Consider the following 25,984-nt stretch of genomic DNA (forward strand, 5'->3'; position numbering starts at 1 on the left):
AATATTATACACCGTCATTTCTTAGCGAGAGATGATGACTGAACTCGTCTCGACGACACCGGGACTGTATCCCCTCCCGGATTGGGCGAAACAGGAGCTTTCGGACCTCAAGGGCCACCAAAAACACGACCTCATCTCCGGTAACGAGGGCGGCGACATCGTGGGCGCGTACGACCGCGCCCGCGAGGAAGTCGTCTCCGAACAGACCGACGCCGGCCTCGACCGCGTCGTCGAGGGGCAACTCCGCTGGGACGACATGCTCGCGCACCCGCTGACGGTCCACGAGAACGTCGAGACCGGCGGCATCGTCCGCTACTACGACAACAACAACTTCTACCGCGACCCGCAGGTCAGCGGCGAACTCACCTTCTCCGGCGACGTCGCGGCCGAACTCGACGCCACCGCCGACCTCCTCGGTGGCGACGAGTCGCTGCAGGCGGTCCTCCCCGGCCCGTACTCGCTTTCGGACCTCGCCACCGACGAGCACTACGGCGACGAGGCGGAGTTCCTCGACGCCGTCAGCGAGCTCCTCGCGGGCGAGGTCGACGCCTTCCCCGACCACGAGACGCTGTTCCTCCTCGAACCCTCGCTCGTGTTCTCGCCGCCGGGCGAGGACATCGACGAGCGCGTTCCCGAGGCCATCTCCGCCGTCTCCGACGCGACCGACGCCGACGTGGTCGTCCACACCTACTGGGGCGCGCTCGACGAGAAGGTCTACGCGCACCTCATGGACGCCGACGTCGACGCCATCGGCTTCGACTTCGTCGCCGGCGACCGCGACCAGACGCTCTACAACATCAACGAGTACGGCACGAAAGACGACATCGCCCTGGGCCTCGTCGACGGCCAGAACACGCTGGTCGAAGACCCCGAGACGGTCCGCGAGCGCGTCGAGTGGACCCTCGACAACGTCCAGAGCCAGACGTTCGACACCGCCTACGTGACCTCCAACACCGAACTGTTCTACCTGCCGGAGAACCGCGCGACGGAGAAACTCGCCGCCCTCGCGGCCGCCACCGAGGACGAACTGGAGGTGGAAGCATGAGCCGCGACGCCGAGAACCGCGAGCAGTTCCGCCCCGAAGCCCACGACACCAAGCACTTCCTGCTCACCACCGTCGTCGGCTCCTACCCGAAGCCCAAGTGGCTCAACCGCGCCAACGACCTCGCGGAGGACCCCGACTCCAAGTTCACGCAGGAGCACCTCCACGAGGCTCACGACGACGCCTGTCGCGTCATCACCCGCGAACACGAGCGCTCCGGCCTCGACACCGTCGTCGACGGCGAGATGCGCCGCGAGGAGATGGTCGAGTACTTCGCCCACCGCATCCCCGGCTACGAGTTCAACGGCCCGGTGAAGGTGTGGGGCCACAACTACTTCGACAAGCCCTCGGTCGTCGGCGAGGTCGAGTACGACGAGCCGTGGCTGGTCGACGAGTTCGAGTTCACGAGCGACGTGGCTTCCAAGCCCGTCAAGGTGCCCATCACGGGCCCGTACACGCTGGCGAGCTGGTCGTTCAACGAGCACTACGACTCAGAGGCCGACCTCGCGTACGCGCTGGCCGACCTCGTCAACGAGGAAATCGAACAGCTCGTCGAGGCGGGCGCGACCTACATCCAGATCGACGAGCCCGCGCTGGCGACGACGCCGGACGACCACGCCATCGTCGGCGAGTGTCTCGAACGCATCGTCGCGGGCGTCCCCGACGAGGTCCGCATCGGCCTCCACGTCTGTTACGGCGACTACTCGCGCATCTACCCCGAACTCAACGACTACCCCATCGACGAGTTCGACGTGGAACTCTGCAACGGCGGCTACGAGCAGATTGACGTGTTCACCGACCCCGAGTTCGAGCCGGACCTCGCGCTCGGCGTCGTGGACGTGCACACCGCCGAAGTCGAGAGCGTCGAGGAGATTAAGGAGAACATCAAGCAGGGCCTGAAAGTCGTCCCGCCGGAGAAGCTCACCGTCTCGCCCGACTGCGGCGTGAAGCTCCTCCCCCGCGAGGTCGCCTACCAGAAGATGGAGAACATGGTCAAAGCCGCCCGCGAGGTCGAAGCCGAACTCGACGCCGGCGAAATCGACCTCGACGCGCCCGTCCCGCAGGCCGACTGAGCCCCCACCGCCGCGTTCGCGTTCGTTCTTTTTCGTCCGTCACGACCCGCGACCCCAGAGCCGCGGGCCTTCACCGCGTTCGGTCGCGCCCCAGCGGACGGCGAACGCCGCCGCGAGCGCGAGGGCCACGAGTTCCATCTCGACCATGTGACACGCGATTCGCCGGGCGGCGAGAAAACCGTCGTTCGCCGCGCGGTGGACGGTCAGGCCGCGGTGAGGGTCGGCCTTGACTGGCCTCGCGTGGTTGCTGGTAGTATTCCGCACACCCCGTCGCAGACGACGCGATGTCGGACGGCTGGAGCGCGGACGAGAGGGGAGACGTGGCCGTCGCTCCTCTCGGAAGAAAGCGTGAGAACCGCGAGACGAGACTTACTCGTAGAGCCAGGTCTCGTCGACGCGCTCGTAGTCGACGAGTTCGTCCTCGTCGAAGAAGAGCGCGATTTCGCGCTCGTTCGCGCCCTCGTCCTCGTGGTCGGAGCCGTGGATGACGTTCCGGCCGAGGTCGAGACCGTAGTCGCCGCGGATGGTGCCGGGAGCGGACTCTGCGGGGTCCGTCTCGCCCATCATGCGGCGGACCTGTCGCGTCGCGTCCTGACCTTCCCAGACCATCGCGAAGACGGGACCGGACGTGATGAAGTCGACGAGACCCTCGAAGAAGGGCTTGCCCTCGTGCTCGCCGTAGTGGTCGTGGGCGAGTTCCTCGTCGATTTGCATGAACTTACCGGCGACCATCTTGAGACCGCGGTCCTCGAAGCGGGAGACGATGTCTCCGATGAGGCCGCGCTGGACGCCGTCGGGCTTGACCATCACGAAGGTGCGCTCAGCGTCGGACATCAGTTGTCCTCCGACTTGCCGCTCGCGCGGCGGCCGGCCTCCGTCCACTCGAGGTCGCGGGCCTCGCGGCCGAGGAAGTAGTTCTTCTCGGCCTTCGAGTCCTTGAAGTGGAGGATGGTGCCGTCGGTCTTGACGTACATCGTGCCCGTGCCGGGCTCGATTTCCTCACCGCTGTAGTCGCACGTGCGCTTTTCGACCATTGTTACTGCCCTCCGATGGAGTCGGCGTCACGCTGGGTCTCGCGGAGCTGGAGGATGTCGCCCTCGCGGACGGGACCCAGCACGTTTCGCGTGATGATACGGCCCTGGTTGGAGCCTTCGCGGATGCGGCACTTGACCTGCATGGCCTCGCCGTGCATCCCAGTCTTTCCAACGACTTCGATGACTTCGGCAGGCGTCGAGTCGCTGGCTTGTTCGTCCGCGCTCATGGTCGGTTATCGAAGGTCCTCGACCTTAGTCGCGATGTCCTCGACATCGTCGGACGCGTCGCCGGCGTCGACGATGGCGGCCGCGGCACTGCCGACTTCGAGGCCGGCGGCGTGGCCGATGTCGTCCTGCGTCTCGACGAAGATGAACGGAATGCCCTTCTCGTCGGCGAGTTCGGGCAGGTGCATGACGATTTCCTCGGGGGAAACGTCTTCCGCGATGAGGACGAGCTGGGCGTTGCCCCGCTCGATGGACTTGGTCGTTTCGTTGGTTCCTTTCTTCACGATACCAGTATCTCGGGCGACCTCGAGCGCCTCGACGGCGCTGTCAGCGAGGTCGGCCGGTACGTCGAAGTCTACGTAGACAGCCATTGTTGTTCACCTATATCCTGCTCGCGGGCTCGACTCCCTCGCCGGTATCACACCGGTCGGTCGGTCGCGACCGGTCAACGATATCCCTACGGCGAGGAGGTTCATCAACCCCGGACAGGCTGTAACCATCCTTTGCTCCGGCCCCCATAAAAGCGCTTTCAAAATCGTAGCGCCGTGCGACGCGTCCGCACGACCCGCGAATCGCCCGATTTCTCGGCGACGGGACTGTCGAAATACCCGTGTTGATTAGTCACTCGACCCATCATGTGCTGGGCGTGACGCCCGACTGGAACCGCCGCTTCACCGACCGGCGGACGAGGTCGCTCGCACCCGACCGAAGGAGGTGAATAGCCGCGCCGACGTATCCTCCCCATGACCGAACTCGGCGACGACCCAGACGTCGAGGCGCTCGCCGCCGCCCGCCGCGAGGAGGCGCTGGCGACGAACCAGCGACGCCTCCTCGTCCTCGCCGGCGACCGGGACGCCGGCATCGACGCCGCCTTCGACGCGGTCCGCGGGGCCGACGTGCCCGACGACGAGGTGACGTTCGTCACCGCCCGGGAGGGGTTTCGCTTCCACCGCGTCGAACCGAAGCGCGCCTCGTCGCTCCTCGGGACGACCCGGACGCTCGTCGTCCTCGACGCCCACGAGGAGTTCTCGGCGAACGCGCTCGGCCGCGTCGCCGGCGCTGTCGACGGCGGCGGCCTACTCGTCCTGCTTACCCCCTCTCTCGACGACTGGCCGACCCGCCGCGACTCGTTCGACGAGCGACTGGCCGTCCCGCCCTTTTCCGTCGCGGACGTGACCGGTCGCTTCCGCGGCCGGCTCGTCTCGACGCTCCGGGACCATCCCGGCGTCGCGCTCGTCGACCTCGATTCGGGGACCGTCGAGCGCGACGGCGCGTACCGACAGGGAATCAGCTTCGACGCCGCTCCACCGCGGGTGCCGACGGAGAAAGACCGCCGATTCCCGCGGCGCGCCTACGAGGACTGCCTCACCGCCGACCAGTCGGACGCGCTCGCCGCGCTCGAAGCCCTGACGGAACCGGGGACCGCCGTCGTCGTGGAGGCCGACCGCGGCCGCGGGAAGTCGAGCGCCGCGGGCCTCGCAGCCGGCAGCCTCGCCGCGGAGGGCGCGGACGTGGTCGTGACCGCGCCCGGGAAGCGAAACGCCGCCGAGGTGTTCGCCCGCGCGGAGCGACTCCTCTCCGAACTCGGCGCGCTTCGCGGCGGCGGCGCGGACGACTTCGACATCGCGGCCGAGAACGGGGGTCGCGTCCGCTACGTCCCGCCGACCGAGGCCGGCGCGTCGGCGGCCGACGCCGACGCGCTCGTCGTGGACGAGGCCGCCGCCCTGCCCGTCAGGCTCCTCGAATCGTTCCTCGCCGCGCCCGCGGTCGCCTTCTGTACGACCGTCCGCGGCTACGAGGGCGCGGGCCGCGGGTTCGCCGTCCGCTTCCGCGACCGCCTCGACGACGCGGACCGCGAGGTGACCGACGCGCGCCTCGACGACCCGATTCGCTACGCCGCCGGCGACCCCGTCGAGTCGTGGACGTTCCGCGCGCTCCTCCTCGACGCTCGGCCGCCGGTCGACCAACTCGTCGTGGACGCGACGCCCGATACCGTCTCTTACCGGGCGCTTTCGCCCGACGGCCTGCTGGCTGACGAACACCTGCTCCGCGAGGCGTTCGGCCTGCTCGTCCTCGCGCACTACCGGACCGAACCGGACGACCTCGCCCGCCTCCTCGACGCCCCGAACCTGACGCTCCGGGCGCTCACCCACGAGGGCCGGGTCGTCTCGGTCGCGCTCCTCGCCCGCGAGGGCGGTCTCGACCCCGACACCCGCCGGCAGATGTACGACGGCGGCCGCATCCGCGGGAACATGCTCCCCGACGTGTTCACGAGCCAACTCCGCGACGAGGAGGCGGGCGTCCCCGTCGGCTACCGCGTGATGCGCATCGCCACCCACCACGCGGTCCGGTCGTCCGGCCTCGGTTCGCGGCTCCTCACGGAGCTACGCGACGAGTTCGCGAGCGACGCGGACTACCTCGGCGTCGGCTTCGGCGCGACCCCGGAACTCCTCTCGTTTTGGCGCGACAACGGCTACGGCACGGTCCACCTCTCGACCACCAGAAACGACACCAGCGGCGAGTACTCGGCACTCATGATGCGCCCCCTGTCGCCCGCCGGCCGCGACCTCCGCGACCGCCACGCGAACTGGTTCCTCGGCCGCGTCGGCGACGTGCTCGGAGACGCCCTCTCGGACCTCGACGCCGACGTGGCGCGGGCCGCCCTCGCCGCCGTCGATAGCTCCCTCTCGCCGGACCTCTCCGAGTACGAGTGGCGCGTCGTCGTCGGCGCGTCGTACGGCCCGGGGCTCTACACGACCGCGCCCGGCGCGTTCCGCCGTCTCGGACTCGCGCACCTCACGACTCCCGAACGCGCGTCGCTCACGCCCCGAGAGGAGCGACTGGTGGTCCGCAAGGTCCTCCAGACGCATCCGTGGGACGCCGTCGCGGACGAGCTCGACTTTCACTCGACCGCGGGCGCGATGCGCGCGCTCGGCGACGCCTACGAACCGCTCGTGGACGAGTACGGCACCGACGCGGCCCGCGAGGAACGCGAGCGATTCCGGTGAGACCCGCCCGGGGGAGCGGCCGAGTCTCAGTCGCTTGCCCGCCGACACACCGATAGTCGCCGGTGCCGACGCTCTCCGTATGGCCGAGTGCAGCGAACCCGACTGCGAGAACGTCGCGGCGGTCAGGCTCTACGTGCCGTGGGACGCCGACAGGAACGTCTGTACGGCCCACGCGAGGGCGCTCGTTCAGCAGGACGGCGTCGTCGCCGAACCCCTCGACGGGGCCGAAGACGACTGGTCGTAGCGCGACGGGCCGTGGCGCGACCGGTCGTGGGCGAGACCCGCGAAGCCGACGCGTCGCTGGCAAGCGCGACGACGCGCAGAAAATCAGGGTCGGAGACGGAGCGAATCCGCGCTCACCGGAGCGAGACGGCCATCATCACTTCGTCGACGTAGTCGCCGTCTATCTTGTAGTGGGCGTCGCGGACGGCTTCGGTCTCCCAGCCGTGGCCTTCGAGGAACGCGATTGCCTCCTCGTTGGTCGCCGGGACGCTGTTGTAGAGCTTCTCGAAGCCGCGCTCGCGCGCCCAGTCGACGCCGCGGTCGAGGAGTTTGCTCCCGATGCCGTGGCCGCGGAACTCCGGGCGCGTGCCGACGGTCAGGACGGCGGTGTGGCTCAGTTTCTCCGCCTCGGGCAGGTCGAGGTGGACCCAACCGGCGAGTTCGTCGCCGACCGTGGCGACGAACACCATCCGGGAACTGACCTCGTTGTGTCGGAGGACGACTTCCTCGTGGTCCAGCAGGTCCGCGACCGTCTCGGCCTCGATGTACCGGCCCTCGTCTGCGACCTCGTGAATGGCGTCGACGAGGCTCTCTAAGTCGACGTTCTGGGCCATCCGAATCGTCACGTCGAGGTCACCGAGTTCGACCGTCTCCGCCTCGCCGGGCGCGTAGGCCACCTCGACGTGGTTGCCGACCTTTCGGATGTAGCCGTCCCGCCGCAGGACGGTCAAGTGCGCCCCCAGCGCCGCCGGCTCGAAGTTGAGCGCCCGCCGCACCTCGTCCTCGCGGACGGTCCCGTGACGCTCGATGTACTCGTAGATGTCTTTGCGGTCTTTGTGTCCGAAGTTGAGACTGTCAGTTACTTCCATGGTACACAATCACACTCATGATTTATAATTGTTGTTCGTGCCGGACCTGACGACAGTCGGCCCCGCCAACGGGTAGGGTGAGGGAGCTGTGGGTCCCCTCAGCGCCGCTCGGGGACGCAGGTCAGCAGTTGGGCGGTGTCGACCACGTCGTGGGTTCGGAGCAGGACTTCGGCGGCCTCCCGAACCGTGAAGTCCGCGTCGAGGTCGACGCCGTAGCATCGCGCGTACATGGCGAGCCAGTCGTTCATCGCCCGGTGGAGCAGTTCGAACTCCTCGCCGGTAAACGAGACCTGCCGGTCGCCCGTCCGCGCGCGGATGTAGAGCGAGACCGCCGGGCCGACGCCGTCGCGGGCGCATTCGAGCGCGCACCGGTCCGCGGCCGACGACGGCGGGGGGTCGAACGACTCTCGCGCCTCCCGCGCCTCGGCGGCGAGGGCTCTGGCGCGCTCGCCGAATCGAACGTCTTCGGGGTGGCGCTCCGCGGCCCCGCGGCCGTCAGCGACGGGGCGGGAGCCGGGGCGGGATTCAGGGTGGGCCGCGTCGCCGCTCATCTTCGCACCCCCGTCACCCCCACTTGAACTCGACGCCCTTGTCGCCGCGCGGGTGGCTCCAGTCGGTGTCGGCGACGACGGCGCAGGTGCCGCACTCGACGCAGGGTTGGGTGTCGAGGCTGACGACGCGCTCCTCGGAGCCGTTGGTGCGGACGACCTCCTCGCGGTAACAGCCGCCGCCGAAATCGACCGCCGAGACCGGGCAGGCCGCCACCGCGGCCCCGCTCGCCTCGTAGGACTCGTCGCGAAGCGTGATGTGCGGGCTGCCGATGTCGGTGTCGTAGGTCAGCCCGCCGATGCGGGCTTCGAGGTCCGGCGGCGTCACCGAACTCGTCTCGCGGACCCGCGTCCCCAACTCCTCGGCGATGACCGTCGGGAGCGTGACGTAGGGCGTCCGCGTGTCCGGCATCAGCGCCGACAGCGTCGGGACGTTGTAGAGGCGTTCGAGCCGCCCCGAAAGCGCACGGATGCCGGCGCGTCCGACCGCCGAGGTGAGCACGGTGTCGACCACGTCGGTCACGCCGTCGTCCTCGGCGACGCCGCGGAGCAGTTCGTAGCCGCGAGGCCGGAGCTTCTTCATCACGCCCTCGCTCCGGAGTTTGCGGGCGTAGCGCGTCCCCGCCTTCTCCGGTTCGTTGCGCGACTTGGCCTGCGCGTACGACTCCGCCGCGAGCGCCCCGGCGGTGACGGCGTGGTTCATGCCCTTGATGATGGGCCCCTGCGCCTGCATCTGGCCGGCCGCGTCGCCGACGAGGAGCAGGCGGCCGAAGTGCGGTTCGCGCAGGGCGACCTTCTTCGAGTCGGGCACGAGCTTCGCGCTGTACTCCAGTTCGGTGTAGTCGTCCCCGAGCCACTGCGCGAGCAACGGATGGGTCAAGAGCCCGTCCAGTAGCTCGTGCGGTTCGGCCTGTTCCGCGACGAGGCTGTCGAGGTGGAACACCGTCCCGAGCGACAGCGTGTCGCGGTTCGTGTAGAGGAAGCCGCCGCCGCGGACGCCCTCGAACAGGTCGCCCGAGAACAGGTGGGCCGCGCCCTCGTCGTCGGCCACGTCGAACCGGTCGGCGATGGCGTCTTCCGGCATGTCGACGACGGCCTTGACGCCTTGGAACCACTCGTCGGGTTCGTCCCAGTCCATCAGGCCCGCGTCGCGGGCGAGTTCGGAGTTCACCCCGTCGGCCGCGACGATGATATCGGCGGTTATCGGGTCGAGTTCGTCCAGCGTGACGCCGACGATGCGGCCCTCCTCGCGGAGCAGGCCGTTGACGTGGACGCCCGTCAGGAGGCCGCCGCCGGTCTCGCGGGTCCGCTCGTGGACGCGGGCTTCGAGCCACGAGTCCATCTTCCCCCGGAGGACCGAGTCGGACCACTCGGTGTCGTGTTCGTGGAGGTCCGTGAGGTCGAACGACTCCACCTTGTCGCCGGCGATGTTGTGGATGCGGTACTTCGTGATGGGCCGCTCGGCGGCCGCCTCGCGGAAGCCCGGAAAGAGGTCGTCGATGGTGTACGGCGCGGACTCCTCGGCGTAGATGAGCCCGCCCGAGACGTTCTTCGACCCGGCCTCGACGCCGCGTTCGAGGACGAGCGTCTCGATGCCGTAGTTGGCGAACGTCGCGGCCGCCGCCGCGCCGCCGGGTCCCGCCCCGACGACGAGCGCCTCGTAGTGTTCGTAGTCGCTCATCGCGACTCACCCCGGTCGTCCGCGGCCGCGCCAGCGCCAGCGCCATCGTCGGGCGTTCCGGCCGGCGGCGTCGATGCCGCGCGCCCCCCGTCGCTCGCCACCGCCGCCTCGAACCGGCCCTCCTTGAGTGCCGTCGTCAGCCTCGGCAACACCTCGAACAGGTCGCCCTCGATGAAGTAGTCCGAGAAGTCGCGGATGCGGGCGTCGGGGTCGGTGTTGACGGCGACGATGGTGTCGGACTCGTCCATACCGACCTTGTGCTGGACCGCCCCGGAGATGCCCGCCGCGACGTAGAGTTTCGGCGCGACGACCTGTCCCGTCTCGCCTATCTGTCTGTCCTCGTGGGTGTACTGTTCGACGTGGCCGTCGAAGTTGAACGACCCCGTGACGATGCCGCGGGTGACCCCCACTTCGGCGTCCTCGAACTGGTCGGCGAGGTCCAAGGCGAGTTCGATGCCCTTCGTCGGGTCGTCACCGATGCCGCGGCCGACCGCGACGATGACCTCGTGGCCGGTCAGGTCGATACCCTCGTCCAGTCGGTCGTAGTCGGTGACGGTGACGCGGAACCAGTCGTCGTCGAGCGGGGCGTCGTGTTCGACCACGAGACCCTCGCGCTCGTGGTCCGGTTCGGGCACGTCGAAGCTCCCCGGGATGACCGACGCGCCCTGCGGGTGGAACTCCCGCGTCGGGTTGTCGATACAGAGGATGGTCGAGTACTCGAAGCCGGAGAAGTCCGGGCGCTTCATGTGCAGGACGCGCTGGAACTCCTTTTTCTCGCCGGCGACGCCGGTCTTGACCGGGTTCGAGATGACCTCCTCCGTGATGTAGAGCCCCGAGCAGTCGCTGGCGAGGCCGGAGTCGAGTTCGGCCTGTACGAGCGCCGAGAGGTCCCGGCCGTTGTTGGTCGCCGGGAACAGCACGTACCGCGGCTTGTCGTAGTCGCGCCACGGCTCGTCGCGGCCGTCCGTGACCTCGAAGTTCTGGTGGGTGGCTCCCGCGCGGGCCATGTCGCAGAATATCTCGGTGTACGGCTTGTGCTGGAAGCGTTCGAGTCGGGCGTCCTCGCGGACGACGACCACGTCCGCGCCGTAGGCGATGACGTCCTCGACGTGCTTCGACACGTCGGCGCCGATGAGCACCGCGACGACCCGCTCGTCGGTAGTGTAGTCGTCGTTGTAGGTGTCCATCAGTTCGCGGGCCTTCCCGAGCATCTCCTTGGATACGTCCACGAGTTCGCCCGCCTGCGTCTCGCAGTAGACCCACATGTCGCGGTAGGTTCCCCCGTGGAGCGACCGGACGTGACGCTTGTCGCGGGTCGGGTGGTCGAGGTCCGGGTGGCGCTCTTCGGGCGTCCGGTCGTCAACCTCGATTTCCGTGTCCTCCTCGTCGCTTCCCTTCACCGAGTCGATGCGGTTTCTGATGAGTCGCTTCACCGGGTCGCGGTTCTCGCCCGCCTCCTCGCGTTCGAGGAGCGATTCGAGCTCCGAGACCTCCTCGACGCTCTGGAGGGCGTTTCCGACCTCCGCGGTGCTCATCGACGCGAGGTCCAGTCCGTCGGCGTCGGCCGGCTCTTCGTCGTCCTCGGAGAACTTCTCGATGCGGCTCTCGATGAGCGCGACGGCCGGCGCGCGGTTCTGCCCGCGGTGTTCGGCCTGCAGAATCTCCTCTAACTCGCCGAGGTCGTCGATGTCCTTGATGGCCGGGCCGAGCTCCGAAATCTCGTAGTCGCCGGGGTCGAAGTCGGTCACGCTCAGTCACCCCCCGCGGCCGCGGCGTCCCCGTCGCCGTCACCCACCGCCGACTGCATCGCGGTCAGCACGTCCTGCATGGCACCCGCGTCGTCGGGGTCGACCATCGTGGCCTCCCGCTCGGCCGGCGCTTTCGGAATCGGGTCCACCGACGAGACGATGGTCGGCGAGCCGTCGAGGCCGATGTAGTCCGGGTCGACGTTGATGTCGGCGTGGTCCCGCACCGTCAGGTGCTCCTCGTAGTTCTCGGCGCGCGCTCGGGTCTCCTCGCGCAGGTCCTTCAGCGTCAGGCGCTCGCCCGCCGTCCGATACGACGGCTCGAACTCGGGGTCCGCGACGACGAACGCCGGAAGCTCCGTCTCGACGGTCTCTATCTCCTCGATGTCGCCTTCGACCAGCCGCTTGGCGCGCAGGGTCCCCGCCTCCTCGTCGATATCGAGGGAGATGACGTGCGTGACGAGCGGCATGTCGAGACACCAGTTCGTCTGCGGGCCGGTGTGGCCCGTCTCCCCGTCCGCGGTCTTGAACCCGGCGAACACCACGTCCGGCTCGCCGAGCGTCTCGATGCCCGCGCTGAGCGTGATGGCCGTCGCCCACGTGTCGGCGGCCGCCATCTCGCGGTCCGAGACGAGGTGGAGGTCGTCGGCGTACACCGTCTCCATCGCCTCCCGTAACACCTCCTTGTACCCCGGCGGCCCCATGCTCATCACGCTCACTCGCCCGCCGTGTCGAACCCGCGTCTGGAGCGCCGCCTCCAGCGCGAAGCGGTCGTTCGGATTCATCACTGTGGGCGTCTTCCCCCGTTCGAGATGCCCGTCCTCGTCGAACGATACCTGGCCCTCCCGGAAGTCGGGCACGCCTTTGGTAAGTACCACCATGTGCATTGAGAACACTCTCCAGTTAATGCTAGCTCATATTCATAATAATCTTTTGTGCTAGGTGATTGGAACGTCTGCGCCGCTCACGGAGGTCGCTGTCGGCGTCACCGCCCGCAAAAAACCGGGGTTTCTTCCCTCAGATACGTCCCGCTCGCCCGGGGTCGACGTCGATGGCGTCGACCGGGCAGACGTCGACACAGAGCATGCAGTCGATACACTGGTCTTCGTGGGTCGGTTCGGCCTTGATGTCGGACTCCGGGTGCCCCGGCGTGTCGACCCACGTGAACACGTCGACGGGGCAGTCCTCCAGACAGGCCCCGTCGGCGAGACAGATGTCGAAGTCCACCGCGACGTGCGTGCCGTGGATACCGTGTTTCTCCGGCGGGTCGACCGGCCCCCAGACGGCCACGCCGTTTTCCTCGCCGACCTTCTCCCTGTTTGTCTCGAACTGCGGGTCGATAGCCATGACTCCTAGTGACATATTCCGGTAGAGGCAATAAACTATCCCCCGAACGGGCGGCGCTCCGGCGGCGCGGCGCGCGAACCGCCCTCTACTCACGCCCCGCGGCCTCGACCTACCCCCACGTCCTCACGCGCCCACTCGGTGGGGTGAATAGCCCCCGGCCCGAACCACCCCGGTATGGACGTGTTCCTCTGGGTCGCGCTCGCCCTCTTGGTCCTCGGCGTCGTCGGGAGCGTGCTTCCGCTTCTCCCCGGCGCGCTCCTCTCCGTAGTCGGCGTGGTCGTCTACTGGGTGTCGACCGGCTTCTCGGAGCCCGGTCCCATCGCGTTCGTCGGGCTCACTCTCGTCGGCCTCGTCGCGCTCGTCACCGACTACGCCGGCGGGATGGTCGCCGCGCGGTTCGGCGGCGCGTCGACCCGAACCTCGATCGTCGCCGGCGTCGTCGGCTTCCTGCTCATGTTCCTCATCGGCCCGCTCGGCATCTTCGTCGGCGTCGCGGGCACCGTCTTCGCCCTCGAATACCTCGACCATCAGGACGCGGAAGAAAGCGGTCGGCGCGCCCTCGTCGCCACCGTCGGCGTCCTCGCCACCGCGGCGGTGCAGGCGCTGTTGACGTTCTCGATGCTCGTCGGGTTCGTCCTGACTGTGGTGCTCTGAGCGCAGACCGGTTTCGCGTTCCCGACAACTCACCGCTCGTCTCGCCGCCGAATCAGCCCCGTCTCCGCGTCGGCGACGACCCGGGCGGGCGCGCCGTCGGCGTCCACCCGAAGCGGCATGACGTACAGGTCGAACGTCCGGTCGGTCGGGAGCGCGTCCAACCCGCAAAGGTTCTCGACGATGAGGAGCCCCGTCCCGAGAATCGCGTGGTGGGCAGGCACGCCGTCGCCACCGGACGGGTCCGGACTGAGCGCGTCGATGCCGACAGAGAGCCCCCGGTCCGCGCAGGCGCGCGCCGTCTCGGGCGCGAGCGCCGGGTGGTCGGTCATGCGTTCGGTCCCCCATTCGTCCTCCCAGCCGGTTCGGAACACGAGAAAGTCCACGCGCGGTTCGAGGCGTTCGGGAATCGCGCCCGGGCCGATTCGACCGCGGGGCCCCGCGTCTCGACAGTCGATTGCGCGAGCGGTGAACCGGAGGTCGTCGACCGGGAAGTCGTCGAGCGTCGCGCCGTCCGGTTCGGTGTGCGCGGGCGCATCGACGTGGGTTCCGGTGTGCGTCCCGAGTTCGAGCCGCGAGACGCGGTAGCCGTCGGCCTCGAAGTCGGCGTGCGACTCGACTGCGACCGGCGGGTCGCCGGGGTACGTCGGCATCCCTGTTTCGACGCGGCGGGTGAGGTCGAGGAGGGTCATACGGCTCCTTAGGCGGGGGTGGGTAAAACGAGTGTTCGTGTCGAAAGCGACTGTCCGTCGCTCGACCTACTTGTGCGCGAAGTAGACGACCGTCTCGTCGTCGCCGCGGTCGTCCACGCGGACGAAGCCGACGCGCTCGAACTGGACGAGTTCGTCTTCGGGCACGTCACCGAAGTCGGGTTCAGCGACGCCCGTCACGTCGCCGTCCATGGTGCGCATGCGGACCGGGACGCCGTCGGTCGGTGCCCAGTGAATCACGGCCACGTCGCCCTCGCGGACCACGTCGAGGTCGTCGCCGGTGGCGACGAGCGAGTCGCCCTCGCGGCGGACCGCGCCGAAGCCCTTCAGCCAGACGCGCTCGCCCTCGGCGGGCACGTCGCCCGATTCGACGAGGACGCTGCCGCCGACGGGGATGTCGCGGGTGCCGCGCTCCTCGAAACTCGGGTGGAGCGGCGGGTGGGCGCTGTCGGGGCCGCCCTCGACGGCGAACGCCTCCCCGTCCCGAACGAGGAAGTACCGGTCCGTGTCGTCGTCGACGAGGTCGCGGTTGTTCGCGTACACCGTCGACATCGAGAGGTCGACGTTCGAGGTGGAGGTGCCGAGGCCGACCATCGCGTCCACGATGGCCTGCCCGCGGATGCCGCGGCGGCGGAGGCTCTTGATGGTCGGCACGCGCGGGTCGTCCCAGCCTTCGACCTCGCCCGCGTCGATGAGCTCCTTGATGCTCGACGTGGACATCTTCACGTCGTAGGCGTCGACCTGCACGTGGCCCCAGTGGACGACTTCGGGGTAGTCCCAGCCGAAGTAGTCGTAGACGAACTGCTGGCGCTTCGCGGAGTCTTGGAGGTCGATACCGCGGATGATGTGGGTGACGCCCGTGAGGTGGTCGTCGACGCCGGACTGGAAGTCGAGCATCGGCCACGCGCGGTAGTCGGCCGCCTCCTCGCGGGGGTGCGGCGTGTCTATCATGCGGAAGGCGACCCAGTCGCGCAGCGCGGGGTTCTTGTGTTCGATGTCGGTCTTGACGCGGAGGACCATCTCGCCCGAACTGTACTCGCCTGCGACCATGTCCTCGAACTCCTCGCGGGTCGTCTCGGGGTCCTTGTCGCGGTGCGGACACGGCTTCCCGTCGTTCTTCAGGTTCGAGAACGTCTCGCCCGAACACGAGCAGGTGTACGCGCCGCCCATCTCGATGAGTTCGCGGGCGTAATCGTAGTACGTCTCCACCCGGTCGGAGGCGCGAATCACGTCGTCGGGCTCGAACCCGAGGTAGTCGATATCGTCGAGGATGGCGTCGTACGCCGTCAGGTCCGGTCGCTTCGTTTCCGGGTCGGTGTCGTCGAACCGGACGATAAAGGAGCCGTCGTACATCTCCTTGTACGTCCCGATGACCGCGGGCATGCGGGCGTGGCCGAGATGCCACGGGCCGTTGGGGTTCGGCGCGGCGCGCATGCGGACCTCGTCGTACGCCTCGACGTTCGGAAGGTCGGGGAGCAGCGAGTCGTCCGCTTCCTCCTCGGCTTCCATCTCGGCGAGTTCCTCGGGCGCGAGGTCTTCGAGTCGCTCGCGCTTTTCGCCCGCCGACAGCCGGTTGACCTCGGCGACGACGGGGCCGATAAGGCCCGGAATCTCGCCGCCGTGCTGGCGGAAGTCGGGGTTCTCGCCCATCAGCGGGCCCATAATCGCGCCCACGTCGGCGTCGCTGTCGTGTTTCACCGCGTTGAGAAGCGCGTGCTTCTCGGCCTCTCGCTCGATGCGTTCTCGAAGCTCGTCGTCCATTACCGTTCGCTTCCGCGGCGCGCCTAAAAACAGGCCCGGATTGCGGGGAAGGGTCCTCGCGCGGGCAGGGGTACGGTATATGTTAGCATTTCAGAGTAGATATGAGTTGCGGCGGGGCTCGGTGGCGGACGGTCGAAAGAAAAGCCGCACGACTGCGGCTCGCGGTGGGCGCGGGGTGCGCCGCGCGCTCAGTAGCCGCGGGTGATGAGGTAGTCCGCGATGTCGCACAGCAGGTCGCGGGCCTCGTTGTCCGGGAGGACATCGAGCCGCGACTTGGCCTGTTCGGTGAGGTCTTCGGCCATCTCGCGGGCGTAGTCGATGCTGCCCGCCTCGTTCAGTTCGGCGACGGCGGCTTCGACGGCGTCTTCGGTGAGTTCCTCGGCCGTCTCGGCGTCGACGAGGTCGTCCACGTCGATGCCCTGCTGGCGGGCGTGAAGCGAGATGATGGTCTCTTTGTTCTCCACGAGGTCCGAGCCGCGCTGTTTGCCGAGCTGGTCCGACGGCACGGTCAAGTCGAGCACGTCGTCTTGAATCTGGAACGCGCTGCCGGACGCGATGCCGTACTGGTAGAGCGCCTCGACGACCTCGTCGTCAGCGCCCATGACGACCGCCGGAACGGCGGCCGCGGTCCCGTAGAGCACCGCCGTCTTCAGTTCGACCATCTGGAGGTACTCGTCGGGGAGCACCTCGGTGCGGCGCTCGAACTCGATGTCGAGCGCCTGCCCCTCGCAAATCTGCGTGCAGGTGGTCGCGAGCCGGCGGACGGCTTCGAGGCCGTCGGCGGGGTCCGCGCCCGTCTTCGTCAGGAGTTCGAACGCCTTGGCGTACAGCGTGTCGCCGGCGAGGATGGCGGTCGAGTTGTCGTACTCCTTGTGGACCGCCGGGACGCCGCGACGGAGGTCGTCGTCGTCCATGATGTCGTCGTGGATGAGCGTGAACGACTGGATGACCTCGATGCTCACGGCGGCGACCATCACGTCGATGGGGTCGCCCGCGAGCGTCGGGAACGCCCGGTAGTCCTCCGACATCGGTTCGACGTCCGCGAGGGACTCCGCGGTCAGGAGGGAGACGGTCGGCCGGAGGCGTTTGCCGCCGGCTTTCAGGAGGTACCGTGAGGCCTCGTAGAGCCGTTCGGGCTCGGCCATCGGTACGTCCTCGTCGAGCGCGTCGTTGACGAGTTCGCGCCGCTCGCGAATCGCCTCGAGCACCCGCTTTTCCGTCGCGTCGGGAGTCATCACTCCACCAGCTGAATCATGTTGCCGTTCCGCGTGACGTGGAGGTCGCGACCGAGGGCGTAGCCCTGACTCTCCGCGAGGTCCACGTACGGAGCGAAGCCTTTCAGGTTCTGGTGAGCCGGGATGACGTGCTGGGGCTGGAGCGCCTGGAGCATCTCGTAGTGGCCCTCCTCTCGGAGGTGGCCGGAGACGTGAATCTCGTCGTAGATGCGGGCGCCCTGCATGCGCAGGAGGCGTTCGGACTGGTAGCGCTGGCCCTCGTTCGTCGGCTCCGGGATGACCCGCGCCGAGAAGATGACCTTGTCGCCGTCGTCAATCTCGTACGGCGTCTCGCCGCGACCCATGCGGGTGAGCATCGCGCGCGGCTCGCCCTGGTGGCCCGTGACGATGGGCAGGTAGTTCTCCTTGCCCTCCTTCATGATTCGCTTGAAGGTGCGGTCGACGGACTTGCGGTGGCCGTACATCCCGAGGTCGTCGGGGAGGTCGACGAAGCCGAGGCGCTCGGCCGTGCCGGAGTACTTCTCCATCGAGCGGCCGAGGAGGACCGGCTGGCGGCCGATGTCCTTGGCGAACTCGACGAGCGAGGAGACCCGGGAGATGTGCGACGAGAACGTCGTCGCGACGATGCCGCCGTCGTAGTCCTCGACGGAGGTCATCACGTCTTTGAGGTGGCGGCGCGCGACGGACTCGGAGGGCGTTCGGCCCTTCCGGCCGGCGTTCGTACAGTCTTCGATGTACGCGAGCACGCCGTTACCCTCGCGGCCGATTTCGCGGAAGCGCTTCATGTCGATGGGGTCTTCGAGGACCGGCGAGTGGTCCATGCGCTTGTCGAGGCCGTAGACGATTGCGCCCTCGGGCGTGTGGATGACCGGGTTGATGGCGTCGATGATGGAGTGAGTGACGTGGACGAACTCGAGTTCGACCTGTCCGGAGTCACCGATGGACATCGTCGACCCGGCTTCCATCTTGACGAGGTCGTTGTTGACGTTGAACTTGTTCTCGCCCTCAATCTGCTGTTTCACCAGCTCGATAGTGAAGGGCGTGGCGACGACGGGGGCGTCGTAGCGGTGGGCGAGCTTGGAGATGGCCCCGATGTGGTCGAGGTGGCCGTGCGTGGGGACGATGGCCTGCACGTCTCCTTCGAGGTCGCTCATGACCCGGTCGTCCGGGATAGCGCCCATGTCGATGAGGTCGAGGCTGTGCATCTTTTCGGTCTCGACGTTGTCGTGGATGAGGACCTGCGACAGGTTGAGACCCATGTCGAAGACGACGACATCGTCTCCGGCACGGACAGCCGTCATCTGACGGCCGACTTCTTCGTATCCGCCTATGGTTGCGATTTCGATTTCCATGGTTTGTGTGTCTCGATATTCCGAGCATCGAAAGCCACGATGTGGCGAAGGTGCTCACGGAAAGACGGGTGTCTGGGGGCCACCGGCCCCGGCGTCTTGCAGCTCGTCGGTCGAATGACCCCGCGTACGAGACGGCCCGAACCGGTCGATTTGGGCGCGCCCGCACTTACCCGCGGGTTTCTGGTACTGAGTTCTACTCACGGGGGTACTAAAAACTACGTGGGTTCATCGCGCCCGCACGCCCGAGGTCGTGAGAGAACATCTCACGTGAGGCGAGGATTCTCCCCGTTCGACGACGATTTCGACCCGGACGGTCGGATTCGACGCGACTCCGCACTGTCGGTCCGGCACATTTAAGACAACTACGAGACGGATTTGATGCATGAGCGGCCGACCTCTCGACGTCCTCGAAGCGTCACTCGACGAGCCGGTGACGGTTCTCCTCAAGGACGGAAACGCGTACTTCGGCGTCCTCGCTGGTTACGACCAGCACATGAACGTCGTACTCGAAGAAGCGCTGGACGAAGACACCGTGCCCGGGGATATCGAACTCGAGCAAGTCCAAGACACAACCATTATACGCGGCGATAACGTCGTCACCATCAAAGCATGACGGGTGCAGGAACCCCCAGCCAAGGAAAGAAGAACAAGACGACGCACGTCAAGTGCCGTCGCTGCGGCGAGAAGTCCTACCACGTGAAGAAGAAGGTCTGCTCGTCTTGCGGCTTCGGTAAGTCGAAGAAGCGTCGGAGCTACGCCTGGCAGTCGAAGTCCGGCGACAACTAACGACTCTCGACGGTCTCCGACCGTCTCTGTCTTCTCTCTCGCCGTCTGCGGCGAGAACGAACCCGCGTTCCTGACTCCCGGTTCGTTTCCGACTCCGTGACACTCGCTAGCACCGAGTACGGCGTCCCACTCCCGACCTGCGTGCAGTTCTCACCACTTCCCTGACAACCGCTACCGCCCCGAGCCGACGCTGTCGCCGCGGCCGACGAGGCCAGCCACGGGTGCGCCGCTTCCGTTCTCGTCGGGTTACGCGCCGGCTCGTAGTCGCCGCCCCTCTCCGCAAACATATGCACTAACGTGGGTATTTATCGGTTTGAGACCCCGTGGTTACTGCATAAGGACGGGTTTTTTACCCCCTCGACTCTCTATCATCTTCCATGGTAACTGGGCGGGACGACTCCCACCACCACATCGGCGGACCGACCGAGAAGTGCGGTGTCGTCGGCGTCGCACTCGGCGGTCGAGACGCCGCACGACCCCTGTACTACTCGCTGTACGCCCTCCAGCACCGGGGCCAAGAGTCCGCAGGCATCGTCACCCACGACGGGTTCCAACAGCACAGTCACGTCCAGATGGGGCTCGTCGGCGACGCGTTCGGTGCCGACGACCTCGACGGTCTGAAGGGCGAGGCGGGCATCGGCCACGTCCGCTACCCCACTGCGGGCGACGTGTCGAAGTCGTGTGCCCAGCCGTTCGCCGTCTCGTTCAAGTCGGGGTCGCTCGGCCTCGCGCACAACGGCAACCTCGTCAACGCCGACGAACTCCGCGACGAACTGGAGAACTTCGGCCACGCCTTCACCTCCACCGGCGACACCGAGGTCATCGCCCACGACCTCGCGCGCAACCTCCTCGAGGAGGACCTCGTCCGCGCCGTCAAGCGAACGATGGAGCGCATTCACGGCTCGTACGCGCTCACAATCATGCACGACGAGACGGTCCTCGGCGTGCGCGACCCCGAGGGGAACCGCCCGCTCTGCATCGGGAAAGTCGACGACGGCTACGTGCTCGCCTCCGAGTCTGCCGCCATCGACACGCTCGACGGCGAACTCGTCCGCGACGTGAAACCGGGCGAACTCGTCGTCCTCGAACCCGACGGCTCCGGCTTCGACTCGTATCAACTGGTCGAACGCGACAACACGGCCCACTGCTTTTTCGAGCACATCTACTTCGCCCGCCCGGACTCCGTGATGAACGACACGCTCGTCTACGAGGCCCGCCGGGGACTCGGCCGGAAGCTCTGGGACGAAAACGGCGTCGACACCGACGTGGTCATGCCCGTGCCCGACTCGGGTCGCGCCTTCGCCTCCGGCTACGCCGAGGCCGCACAGGAAGACGACGCGACCGTCGAGTTCGCCGAGGGGCTGATGAAGAACCGCTACGTCGGCCGGACGTTCATCATGCCGACCCAAGACGAGCGCGAGCGCGCCGTGCGCCTGAAGCTCAACCCCATCAAGAGCACCGTCGAGGGGAAGTCCGTGACGCTCATCGACGACAGCATCGTCCGCGGGACGACCTCGAACCAGCTCGTGCAACTCTTGTACGACGCCGGCGCGACCGAGGTCCACATGCGAATCGGCGCGCCGCCCATCGTCGCGCCCTGTTACATGGGCATCAACATGGCCACCCGCGAGGAGCTTATCGCCTCGGACAAGTCAGTCGAGGAGGTCCGCGACACCATCGACGCCGACAGCCTCGGCTACCTCTCTATCGACTCCGTGGCCGAAGTGCTCGAAAAGTCCCAAAGCGACCTCTGTCTCGGCTGTGTCACCGGCGAGTACCCCTACGACATCGACGGCGAGGAGACCGACCGCGACGTGAGCCGCCCCGTCGTCGGCGCCGAAGCGCCGCTGAGCGACTGAGTCTCACCGACTCCCGTCCGACCCAGCTGACCTATCGCCACAGAAGACAGTCACCGAGAGCCGCGATAGCATAATCAACGCGGCCTTTCTTTTCTCTCGTGCCCGTCGTTCGAACCGTACTCCGACTCGCCGAGGACCGGGATGCGAGCGGAGTACGGAGTGCGAATCGACGGGGCGGACGCCGCGGGAGGGCTCGCACGCCCCGTCTCTGTGACCTGCCGGTCGCACCACGTACTACCGCCCGTCCGAACCAGCGGCACTCGGGCCGCGCGCCCCGCAGCGGGCGTCGGACGGGTACTCCCTTCGAACGCCCGAGCGACGGCGCTCGCGTCCCTCCTCAGTAGATGACGTAGAGGAGGACGTAGACGACGTTTCCGAGGACGAACGAGACGAGCCACAGCGACGCGGCGACGCGGCCGAACCGGGCGTGTTCGGTGCCGAAAACTTCGGTTATCGGTCGCGTCAGCGCCAACAGCAGGGCGTAGTAGACGACCGGGACGCAGACGACGGCCAGGAGGATGTGAACCGCCAGCGTCGGGAGGTAGACGAACTGGTAGACTGCGTCGGGGCCGGGGAACTCGGCGGTCCCCTGAACGACGACCTTGTAGAGATAGAGGACGAGGAACGTCGCAAACAGGAGGAACGAGGCGAGCATCATGCGCCGGTGGCGCTTGATGTCGCCGCGCCGGACGAACCGGACGCCGGCGAGGATGGTGACGATGGCGACGGTGCTGATGACCGCGTTGACGTGTGGAATCGCGTTCAGCGCGGCCGCCGGCGCGGTCGGAATCGCGGCGCGGGGAATCGCCCCGAGCGCCGCGCCGAAGACGAGCGCGAGCGACAGCACCGAGAGGAGAGCGGTCAGTCCGCGGACGTGGTCGCGTGCTCGGAACTCCATGGGCGTACTCCGGGGCCGCGAGGCCAAAATCGTTCGGTCGCCCGACCGCGGTGCGACGCCTGCAAACGCCCGACATTGCCGAGGCGAAAGGAAAGTCATTTAAATTACCGCGGGGTAACGGAGAGTGCAGCAAGACACAGCGAGCGTGGGTAGCCAAGCCAGGCCAACGGCGCAGCGTTGAGGGCGCTGTCCTGTAGAGGTCCGCCGGTTCAAATCCGGTCCCACGCATCGCATGTGCGGACTCACAGTCCGCAATGAGGCGGCGAAGCCGCCGAATGATGCAGGTGACGTCCCTACACGGACATCACCCACGCACAATCCTTCCACGAAACTACATCCCAGAGAGGTTCGTCTCTCTGGGTTTTTTCGGTGTTCACCGGCCAGCAGCCGTGCAACCGTCGACCTCGGTCTCGGCCGCATCCCCGTGCCGCGAGTTTAAAAGGGTCGAACGAGTAACACGCGGCATGGCCAAGTACTCGACGAACCGGGGCGGTGGCGGCGGCGACGGCGACAGTTGCGAACTCTGCGGCCGAAGCACCGCGAAGCTCCGGCGTGCGAACGTGGCCGGCGCGGACCTGTTGGTCTGTCCGGACTGCGCGCCGCACGGCGAGAACCGCCACGCGGACCGAAAAAGCGGGTCGAGCGACGCCTCTCGCGACGGTTCTTCGGGGAACCGCAAGAAGCGCGCCGCCCAGCGCACCGCCAAACTGTACGACAGCGCGAAAGGCGACTCCAAACACTGGGAGGAAAAAGGGACGAACTACGAGAAAGACCGACTCCCCTACCTCGTCTCCGGCTACGGCGGCGTCGTCGAATCCGCCCGGCAGGACGCCGGGCTCCAGCTCGCCGAACTCGCGGACGAACTCGACCTCGACGAGAAGCAACTGCTCGCCATCGAGCAGGGCCGCGCCACGCGGGCGAACGTCGGGGGGTCGGCCATCCGCGCCCTCGAAGAGCGCCTCGACGTGACCCTCGTCGACGAGTAGCACGATTTTTCTCGGTCGGGCGTCTCGACGCGCATATGTCCGACTCACTCGCACCCGACTCCCCGACGGTCCGGGCGTTCGACGCGACGGTGACGCGCGTCGACGGTCGGTCGGTCGTCCTCGACGAGACGTACTTCTACCCAGAAGGCGGCGGCCAGCCCGCCGACCGGGGCGTTCTCGGCGGCGTCGACGTCGAACACGTCCGCACGGACGCCGACGGCGCGGTCGTCCACGACCTCGCGGCCGACCCCGACTTCGCCGCTGGCGACGAGGTGACTGGCGTCGTCGACGACGACTTCCGGACGTACTGCATGCGGGCGCACACTGCCAGTCACGTCCTCTACGGCGCGGGTCGCCGCATCTTCGACGACCTCGGCTACGGGGGGTTCGACATCTCCCCCGAAAAGGTCCGCGTCGACTTCGAGACCTCGACCGAGGTCGACGACGACGCGCTCGTCGAACTGGAGCGCCTCGTCAACCGGGCGGTGTGGGACAGCCGCGAGGTGTCGTGGGAGGAGATTCCCGTCGCGGAGGCCGGCGACCGCGAGGAAATCGCGTTCAACGTCAAGACCGAGGAAGGCGTCTTCTCCGAGTCCGAAACCGTCCGAGTCGTCTCTATCGACGGCTGGGACTGGGCGGCCTGCGGCGGCACGCACGTCTCGAACACCGTCGAAATCGGGCCGGTCGAGGTGCTCGACCGGTCGAACCCCGGAGAAGGGCTCACTCGCGTCGAGTTCGCGGTCGGCGCCTCGGCCATCGACCGGCGCGCCGCGGTCCGCGGGTCCGCCTACGAGGCCGCCCGAGCGCTCGGCACGAATCTCGATGCACTGGGTGAGTCGGCCGCCAACACCGCCGCCGCCCGCGAAGAACTGGAGTCCGAACTCGCAGACCTCAAGTCCGAGGTACTGCGCTCCCGACTCGCGGACTTCGAGACGGTCGAACGCGACGGGCTGACGTGGAAAGTCGGTGCAGTCTCGGGCTTCGACGCGAACGAGGTCGGGGAGGCCGCCAAAGAGGCCCGCGACGGAGCGGCCGTAGACGTGTTCGTCGCCGTCGGCGAGTCGGACGCGCCGTTCGTCGTCGTCGCCAGCGCCGGCGACGCGGCCGCTGGGGAGGTCGTCGCTGAGGTGACAGACGAGTTCGGCGGCGGTGGCGGCGGTGGGCCGACGTTCGCGCAGGGCGGCGGTCTCGGCGCGCCGGCCGACGACGTGCTGGCGTACGTACGCGACTGAGCGACGCCCCCGCCGAACGGCCGAGACTGTGGCGTGCTGACGCCCGACGGACGACTCGCGGTTCAATCATCTTTTTCAATGATGGTCCGTACTCACCACCATGGAAACCGTAGGGTCTGCCACGGGTCTGACCGACGAGCAACGGGCCATCCGCGACGTGGTCCACGAGTTCGCCGTCGAGGAGATTCGCCCGACCGCGCGCGAGGCCGACGAGACGGAGACGTTCCCCGAGGACGTGTGGGACGGCCTCGCGGACCTCGACCTGACCGGCCTGACCGTCCCCGAGGAGTACGGCGGGTTCGGTGCCGACCGAGCCACTTACGCCGTCGTCAACGAGGAGGTCGCCTACGGCCAACTCGCCGTCGCCACGGCGCTCTCCGTGCACTGCCTCGCCACCGAGTGTATCGCCGAGTTCGCCACCGACGAGCAGAAGGAGACGTGGCTCCCCGAGATGGCCCGCGGCCGACCGGTCGGTATGTTCGGCCTCTCCGAACCCGACGCCGGGTCGAACCCCGCGGAGATGTCGACGGTCGCCCGGCGCGAGGGCGACGAGTACGTCATCAACGGCAAAAAGCAGTGGATAACGAACGGCCAGCGCGGCGGCGTCTGCATCCTCTTCGCCAAGACCGACCCCGACGACCCCTCGTCGGTCACGCAGTTCCTCGTCCCGGAGTCGGCCGGCTACGAGGTCGGCAAGAAAGAAGAGAAACTCGGCCTCCGCGCGTCCGACACGACGGCGCTGCTCTTCGACGACGTGCGCATCCCCGCCGAGAACCGGCTTACTGAGGAGGGCAAGGGCCTCTCTGCGGCCTTCCGCATTCTGACCGGCGGTCGCATCGGCATCGCCTCGCAGGCCGTGGGACTCGCGCAGGCCGCGCTCGACGACGCTATCGACTACGCGAACGAGCGCGAGCAGTTCGACAAGCCCATCTCGAAGATTCAGGCGATTCGCCACAAAATCGCGGACATGGGAACGCAGGTCCACGCTTCGCGGATGCTCGTCCGCGAGGCCGCCCGCGTCGCCGACGCCGGCGACGACCCGCGGACTGCGGCGTCTATCGCGAAGTACTTCGCCAGCGAGGCCGCGGTCGACGTGACCAACGAGGCCGTCCAGGTCCACGGCGGCTACGGCTACACCACCGATTTCGACGTGGAGCGGTACTACCGCGACTCGAAGATTACGACCATCTACGAGGGAACCAGCGAGATTCAAAAAGAGATTATCGCGCGGTCGCTCCTCGACTGAGTCTGGGCGAGCCGGCTTCTTTTTCAGTCAGTCGAGTCGCTCACGGGCTCCGGGCGAGCGTCGGCAGTCCTCGCTCGCGGACCACGTCGACGGCGGCGACGCCCGCGAGGAGGAGACAGCCGACGAGCGTCACCCACGCGCCGGCCGCCGAGACGAACGTCTCGTCCCACAGTTGGATGAACCGCAGGACTGCGACGGTACCGACGACGCCGACGACGAGTTCCGCGCGTCGGGAGCGCCGTCCTGCGAGCGCGGCTACGGAGAGCAGGACGACGGTCGGGAGGAGGACGATACCGTGGACGAGTTCCAGCCCGTTTCCCATGCCGCCGTAGTAGACGTCTATGACCGGCCCCTCGTGGGCCGGGTCGACCTGTATCCACGGGAGGAAGACGCCGGCCGCGACGACGAGCGACGGGAGGACCGGAGCGAGGCGGTCGCGGAGCGCGGATGCCATGCGGGAAGCGACGCCGGGGT

Annotated in this window: 28 protein-coding genes and 1 tRNA gene; 12 read left to right on the forward strand and 17 right to left on the reverse strand. The window is 67.6% G+C overall.

Annotation, left to right across the window (positions count from 1 at the left end; translation table 11 throughout):
• The first annotated feature begins 34 nt into the window (after positions 1–34).
• Together ACSR87_RS02080 and ACSR87_RS02085 are read left to right on the forward strand one after the other, a co-directional pair.
• Positions 35–1,045 carry a 5-methyltetrahydropteroyltriglutamate--homocysteine methyltransferase gene (locus tag ACSR87_RS02080; RefSeq protein ID WP_498529324.1) on the forward strand — a complete coding sequence of 337 codons (1,011 nt, stop codon included), beginning with the start codon at positions 35–37 and terminating at the stop codon, positions 1,043–1,045.
• Positions 1,042–2,115, forward strand: a complete 1,074-nt coding sequence (locus tag ACSR87_RS02085) for a methionine synthase (RefSeq protein WP_498529325.1) — start codon at positions 1,042–1,044, stop codon at positions 2,113–2,115. Before ACSR87_RS02080 ends, ACSR87_RS02085 begins: the two co-directional genes overlap by 4 nt.
• 39 nt (positions 2,116–2,154) lie before the next feature.
• Here the strand turns inward: ACSR87_RS02085 and ACSR87_RS02090 are convergent, their stop codons facing one another.
• The 5 genes from ACSR87_RS02090 to rpl7ae all read right to left on the reverse strand — a co-directional run bounded on the left by ACSR87_RS02090 (position 2,155) and on the right by rpl7ae (position 3,745).
• Positions 2,155–2,379: a hypothetical protein gene (locus ACSR87_RS02090; RefSeq protein ID WP_498529326.1), complete on the reverse strand. Its 225-nt coding sequence runs from the start codon at positions 2,377–2,379 to the stop codon at positions 2,155–2,157.
• Between the two features lie 105 nt (positions 2,380–2,484).
• Positions 2,485–2,949, reverse strand: coding sequence for a nucleoside-diphosphate kinase (gene ndk / locus ACSR87_RS02095; RefSeq protein WP_004042970.1), 465 nt, complete (start codon positions 2,947–2,949; stop codon positions 2,485–2,487).
• Complete coding sequence (locus tag ACSR87_RS02100; RefSeq protein WP_004974594.1) at positions 2,949–3,149, reverse strand: 50S ribosomal protein L24e; 201 nt, start codon at positions 3,147–3,149, stop codon at positions 2,949–2,951. The genes ndk and ACSR87_RS02100 overlap by 1 nt, the downstream gene beginning before the upstream one ends.
• A 2-nt stretch (positions 3,150–3,151) precedes the next feature.
• Positions 3,152–3,376, reverse strand: a complete 225-nt coding sequence (locus tag ACSR87_RS02105) for a 30S ribosomal protein S28e (protein WP_004042966.1) — start codon at positions 3,374–3,376, stop codon at positions 3,152–3,154.
• A gap of 6 nt (positions 3,377–3,382) precedes the next feature.
• The gene (rpl7ae, locus tag ACSR87_RS02110) at positions 3,383–3,745 is read right to left on the reverse strand and encodes a 50S ribosomal protein L7Ae (protein WP_004042964.1); all 363 of its coding nucleotides are present in this window, start codon (positions 3,743–3,745) and stop codon (positions 3,383–3,385) included.
• A gap of 372 nt (positions 3,746–4,117) precedes the next feature.
• Here rpl7ae and tmcA point away from each other — a divergent pair, with 372 nt between their 5' ends.
• Both tmcA and ACSR87_RS02120 read left to right on the forward strand, forming a co-directional pair.
• Positions 4,118–6,382, forward strand: coding sequence for a tRNA(Met) cytidine acetyltransferase TmcA (gene tmcA, locus ACSR87_RS02115; RefSeq protein WP_498529327.1), 2,265 nt, complete (start codon positions 4,118–4,120; stop codon positions 6,380–6,382).
• Between the two features lie 79 nt (positions 6,383–6,461).
• Positions 6,462–6,626: a DUF8014 family protein gene (locus ACSR87_RS02120; protein WP_172795821.1), complete on the forward strand. Its 165-nt coding sequence runs from the start codon at positions 6,462–6,464 to the stop codon at positions 6,624–6,626.
• Positions 6,627–6,738: 112 nt separating this feature from the next.
• On the opposite strand, the gene ACSR87_RS02125 is transcribed toward ACSR87_RS02120, so the two are convergent.
• From ACSR87_RS02125 to ACSR87_RS02150, 6 genes are all read right to left on the reverse strand, one after another.
• Positions 6,739–7,473 (reverse strand): GNAT family N-acetyltransferase, encoded by a 735-nt coding sequence (locus tag ACSR87_RS02125; RefSeq protein ID WP_008095021.1) that lies wholly within the window; start codon positions 7,471–7,473, stop codon positions 6,739–6,741.
• A gap of 98 nt (positions 7,474–7,571) precedes the next feature.
• Positions 7,572–8,024 (reverse strand): DUF8055 family protein, encoded by a 453-nt coding sequence (locus ACSR87_RS02130; RefSeq protein ID WP_498529328.1) that lies wholly within the window; start codon positions 8,022–8,024, stop codon positions 7,572–7,574.
• Between the two features lie 13 nt (positions 8,025–8,037).
• Entirely contained in the window at positions 8,038–9,702 is a 1,665-nt protein-coding gene (locus ACSR87_RS02135; RefSeq protein ID WP_498529329.1) for an FAD-dependent monooxygenase, read from the reverse strand.
• Positions 9,699–11,450, reverse strand: coding sequence for an electron transfer flavoprotein subunit alpha/FixB family protein (locus tag ACSR87_RS02140; protein WP_498529330.1), 1,752 nt, complete (start codon positions 11,448–11,450; stop codon positions 9,699–9,701). The genes ACSR87_RS02135 and ACSR87_RS02140 overlap by 4 nt, the downstream gene beginning before the upstream one ends.
• Before the next feature lie 2 nt (positions 11,451–11,452).
• Positions 11,453–12,334, reverse strand: a complete 882-nt coding sequence (locus ACSR87_RS02145) for an electron transfer flavoprotein subunit beta/FixA family protein (RefSeq protein ID WP_498529331.1) — start codon at positions 12,332–12,334, stop codon at positions 11,453–11,455.
• Positions 12,335–12,464: 130 nt separating this feature from the next.
• Positions 12,465–12,794: a 4Fe-4S dicluster domain-containing protein gene (locus ACSR87_RS02150; RefSeq protein WP_004974610.1), complete on the reverse strand. Its 330-nt coding sequence runs from the start codon at positions 12,792–12,794 to the stop codon at positions 12,465–12,467.
• 174 nt (positions 12,795–12,968) lie between these two features.
• Here ACSR87_RS02150 and ACSR87_RS02155 point away from each other — a divergent pair, with 174 nt between their 5' ends.
• A complete protein-coding gene (locus ACSR87_RS02155) occupies positions 12,969–13,448 on the forward strand; it encodes a DUF456 family protein (protein WP_498529332.1) in 480 nt (159 codons plus the stop codon).
• Between the two features lie 29 nt (positions 13,449–13,477).
• Here ACSR87_RS02155 and ACSR87_RS02160 read toward each other — a convergent pair whose 3' ends face one another.
• The 4 genes from ACSR87_RS02160 to ACSR87_RS02175 form a co-directional block, all read right to left on the reverse strand.
• The gene (locus tag ACSR87_RS02160) at positions 13,478–14,137 is read right to left on the reverse strand and encodes a cyclase family protein (RefSeq protein ID WP_498529333.1); all 660 of its coding nucleotides are present in this window, start codon (positions 14,135–14,137) and stop codon (positions 13,478–13,480) included.
• 66 nt (positions 14,138–14,203) lie between these two features.
• Positions 14,204–15,916 carry a glutamate--tRNA ligase gene (locus ACSR87_RS02165; RefSeq protein ID WP_498529334.1) on the reverse strand — a complete coding sequence of 571 codons (1,713 nt, stop codon included), beginning with the start codon at positions 15,914–15,916 and terminating at the stop codon, positions 14,204–14,206.
• A 188-nt stretch (positions 15,917–16,104) separates the two neighbouring features.
• Positions 16,105–17,151, reverse strand: coding sequence for a geranylfarnesyl diphosphate synthase (gene idsA3 / locus ACSR87_RS02170; RefSeq protein WP_004042941.1), 1,047 nt, complete (start codon positions 17,149–17,151; stop codon positions 16,105–16,107).
• Positions 17,151–18,503, reverse strand: a complete 1,353-nt coding sequence (locus tag ACSR87_RS02175) for a ribonuclease J (RefSeq protein WP_004061394.1) — start codon at positions 18,501–18,503, stop codon at positions 17,151–17,153. Before ACSR87_RS02175 ends, idsA3 begins: the two co-directional genes overlap by 1 nt.
• A gap of 382 nt (positions 18,504–18,885) precedes the next feature.
• Between ACSR87_RS02175 and ACSR87_RS02180 the strand changes: the two genes are divergently transcribed.
• The 3 genes from ACSR87_RS02180 to purF all read left to right on the forward strand — a co-directional run bounded on the left by ACSR87_RS02180 (position 18,886) and on the right by purF (position 21,148).
• Positions 18,886–19,116: an LSM domain-containing protein gene (locus ACSR87_RS02180; RefSeq protein ID WP_004042938.1), complete on the forward strand. Its 231-nt coding sequence runs from the start codon at positions 18,886–18,888 to the stop codon at positions 19,114–19,116.
• Positions 19,113–19,289, forward strand: a complete 177-nt coding sequence (locus tag ACSR87_RS02185) for a 50S ribosomal protein L37e (protein WP_004042936.1) — start codon at positions 19,113–19,115, stop codon at positions 19,287–19,289. The genes ACSR87_RS02180 and ACSR87_RS02185 overlap by 4 nt, the downstream gene beginning before the upstream one ends.
• A 377-nt stretch (positions 19,290–19,666) precedes the next feature.
• Positions 19,667–21,148, forward strand: coding sequence for an amidophosphoribosyltransferase (gene purF, locus ACSR87_RS02190; protein ID WP_004061396.1), 1,482 nt, complete (start codon positions 19,667–19,669; stop codon positions 21,146–21,148).
• A gap of 337 nt (positions 21,149–21,485) precedes the next feature.
• On the opposite strand, the gene ACSR87_RS02195 is transcribed toward purF, so the two are convergent.
• On the reverse strand, positions 21,486–22,046 hold the full coding sequence (locus ACSR87_RS02195) for a DUF420 domain-containing protein (protein WP_498529335.1): 561 nt from the start codon (positions 22,044–22,046) through the stop codon (positions 21,486–21,488).
• A gap of 143 nt (positions 22,047–22,189) precedes the next feature.
• Here ACSR87_RS02195 and ACSR87_RS02200 point away from each other — a divergent pair.
• From ACSR87_RS02200 to ACSR87_RS02215, 4 genes are all read left to right on the forward strand, one after another.
• A tRNA-Leu gene (locus ACSR87_RS02200) sits at positions 22,190–22,274 on the forward strand.
• A 236-nt stretch (positions 22,275–22,510) separates the two neighbouring features.
• Positions 22,511–23,032, forward strand: coding sequence for a helix-turn-helix domain-containing protein (locus ACSR87_RS02205; protein WP_004042922.1), 522 nt, complete (start codon positions 22,511–22,513; stop codon positions 23,030–23,032).
• Positions 23,033–23,067: 35 nt separating this feature from the next.
• On the forward strand, positions 23,068–24,264 hold the full coding sequence (locus ACSR87_RS02210; protein ID WP_498529336.1) for an alanyl-tRNA editing protein: 1,197 nt from the start codon (positions 23,068–23,070) through the stop codon (positions 24,262–24,264).
• A 100-nt stretch (positions 24,265–24,364) separates the two neighbouring features.
• Entirely contained in the window at positions 24,365–25,510 is a 1,146-nt protein-coding gene (locus ACSR87_RS02215; RefSeq protein ID WP_498529337.1) for an acyl-CoA dehydrogenase family protein, read from the forward strand.
• 40 nt (positions 25,511–25,550) lie between these two features.
• On the opposite strand, the gene ACSR87_RS02220 is transcribed toward ACSR87_RS02215, so the two are convergent.
• Positions 25,551–25,964, reverse strand: coding sequence for a hypothetical protein (locus tag ACSR87_RS02220; RefSeq protein WP_498529338.1), 414 nt, complete (start codon positions 25,962–25,964; stop codon positions 25,551–25,553).
• Positions 25,965–25,984: the final 20 nt, after the last annotated feature.

This window comes from Haloferax sp. SDI50, assembly GCF_059802635.1.